Source organism: Streptomyces sp. KR55, assembly GCF_052245645.1.
Taxonomy (GTDB): domain Bacteria; phylum Actinomycetota; class Actinomycetes; order Streptomycetales; family Streptomycetaceae; genus Streptomyces; species Streptomyces flavusporus.
On record NZ_JBQQCE010000823.1, the window covers coordinates 1 to 2,173 of the forward strand.

A 2,173-nucleotide genomic window follows, 5' to 3' on the forward strand; every position below is an offset into this window, starting at 1 on the left:
CCTCCCCCACCACGGCCACGGCGGGCACGGCGACCGCGTCGGTGTGTGCCGCCGGCACGAGCAGGGCGAGCAACAGCACGACCACCCGTGCCCAGCGACTCGGAGACGGGACGGCGTTCATGGCTGCTCATCTCCCCGGCGGGCGGACGAGGCCCCTCGCGCCGTCTGCGCTATTCGCTCGTTCGGCGTACGGGGCTCGGGCATGACGGGCATGAGGTCCTCCCGGTCACAGCTCGCGGGGGACGTGGCGGGTGAGGGCGCGGATGCGCAGCGCCGTGAGGAGTTCGACGATGCCCACCGCGATCAGCCAGCAACCGCCGACGATCGTGAGGACGGCGACCGACTCGAACGGGGAGACGATCAGAACGACCCCGGCGAGGACGGTGACGATGCCGAGGAGGATCTGCCAGCCTCGGGCGGGCACCGCCGGGTCGGACGCGGCGGCCAGGGTCTGGGCGATCCCGCGGAACAGCCAGCCGATGCCGATCCACAGCGCGAGCAGCAGGATCGACTGCATGGCGCCGCGGAAGCAGAACAGGCCGAGCAGGATGGACAGGGCGCCGCTGATGAAGGCCAGCACGCGCAGCGAGGTCGTCTTGTGGGTGCCGAAGGCGGAGGCGAGCTGGAGGACGCCGCTGATGAGGAGGTAGAGGCCGAAGAGGATGCCGGCGGCCAGCAGCGAGGCGCCCGGCCAGAGCAGGATCAGGATGCCCAGGACCAGCGAGGCGATTCCGGTGACCAGCACGACCTGCCACGCGGCGCGGGAGATCAGGTGCAGTGGTCCCTCGAAGGGCGGTTCGGGGCCGTCGTACGGCGGTCGCGGCGCGTGCGGGCCACGGGTGGCGTGCACGCGCCGGTCGTCGTACTCGGGACCCCAGGGGGAGCCGCTCGGTGGCTCGGTCATGCTCCATGCTGGGAACGCCGACGAGCGGCCCGCATCCCGGGGCGGGCCACTCGGCTGACAGCTACTTCCTCGCGGCCTTGGCCGCCTTCGCAGATCGATGATCCCGCGCCGGCGTCAGGTCGCGCGCCAGTACCCCAGCGCGTGCATACGGTCCTTCGGCACGGACAGGTCCTTGCGGACGTACGCCGACAGTGTGCGGGTCGTCGCGGTGTCGCAGGCGATCCAGACGTACGGGTGCGAGGTGGCCGCCAGGAGTTCGGGCAGCGTCGTCTTCACGTCGTCGACCAGGTGTCCGCGGGGGAGCGTGCGCAGCTCGTGGCGGTCGTTGTCTCCCCGGTACGGCAGTCCGTCCACCTGGCCCTCGAACCAGATCGTCGCCGGCGCCGAACCCAGTTCGTCGAGGAGGGAGTTGAGCGCGGGCAGCGAGGCCGGGTCCCCGATCGCGAAGACGTGCGAGGGCTCGGGTTGGGGCCGCTGGAAACCCGTCCCCTGCACCGTCGCCTCGATCGTGTCCCCTGGCTTCGCCGCCCGCGCCCAGTCACTGGCGCACCCCTCGTGGAGTGCGAACTCGAGGCTGAAGGTGCCGGCCGCCGGATCCGGGTCGACCAGCGTGTACGCCCGCTGGTGCGGCTTTCCCGCGTTGTCGAACCACAGCCGGACCCACATCGTCGGGTGCACGCCGGTCGCCGCGAGCATCCCGCCGTCGGTGAGGTGGAGCCGCCGGTACTCGGCGGTGACGTCCTCGGCGCCCGTCACGGTGAACACGAAGTCCTTCGCCCGCAGCAGCCTGAGGACCGTGCCCTCCCAACCCCGCCCCTGCCCCATCGCGTCTTCACCCTTCGCGTACGATTCCGCCACGACTCACTTAGGTGAGCCTAACCTAAAGCACAGAAGGGCGACAGGGTGACCACCGAGATCCACCGCGATGCCTGGGGCATCCCGCATCTGCGCGCCTCCGGCGCCCGTGAACTCGCCCGCGCCCAGGGCCGGGTCACCGCCCTCGACCGCGCCTGGCAACTGGAGGTCGAACGCCACCGCGCCCAGGGCACCTCGGCGTCCTTCCTCGGTCCGGACGCCGTGGCCTGGGACGTCTTCGCGAGACGGGCGCGGCTGGACGACACGGCGAGACGTTGCTTCGACGCGTTGGACCCCGACATGTCCGACTGGGTCCGGGCCTACGTCGACGGCGTCAACGACGGCCTCGCCGAAGGCGCCCGCCGTACGCCCGAGTTCGCCGCGACCGGACTGGCCCCCGGCCACTGGGAACCC

3 protein-coding genes are annotated in these 2,173 nt (G+C 71.7%); 1 reads left to right on the forward strand and 2 read right to left on the reverse strand.

The genetic code is table 11. From position 1 onward, the window contains the following. Positions 1 to 226: 226 nt before the first annotated feature. Both ACTWQJ_RS50535 and ACTWQJ_RS50540 read right to left on the reverse strand, forming a co-directional pair. Positions 227 to 904, reverse strand: coding sequence for an HdeD family acid-resistance protein (locus tag ACTWQJ_RS50535; RefSeq protein WP_443313064.1), 678 nt, complete (start codon positions 902 to 904; stop codon positions 227 to 229). A gap of 114 nt (positions 905 to 1,018) precedes the next feature. Then, complete coding sequence (locus ACTWQJ_RS50540; RefSeq protein WP_443313065.1) at positions 1,019 to 1,729, reverse strand: siderophore-interacting protein; 711 nt, start codon at positions 1,727 to 1,729, stop codon at positions 1,019 to 1,021. 78 nt (positions 1,730 to 1,807) lie between these two features. On the opposite strand from ACTWQJ_RS50540, the gene ACTWQJ_RS50545 reads away from it, so the two are divergent. Continuing rightward, positions 1,808 to 2,173 (forward strand): penicillin acylase family protein (locus ACTWQJ_RS50545; RefSeq protein ID WP_443313066.1); only part of this gene is annotated, 366 nt, incomplete at its 3' end.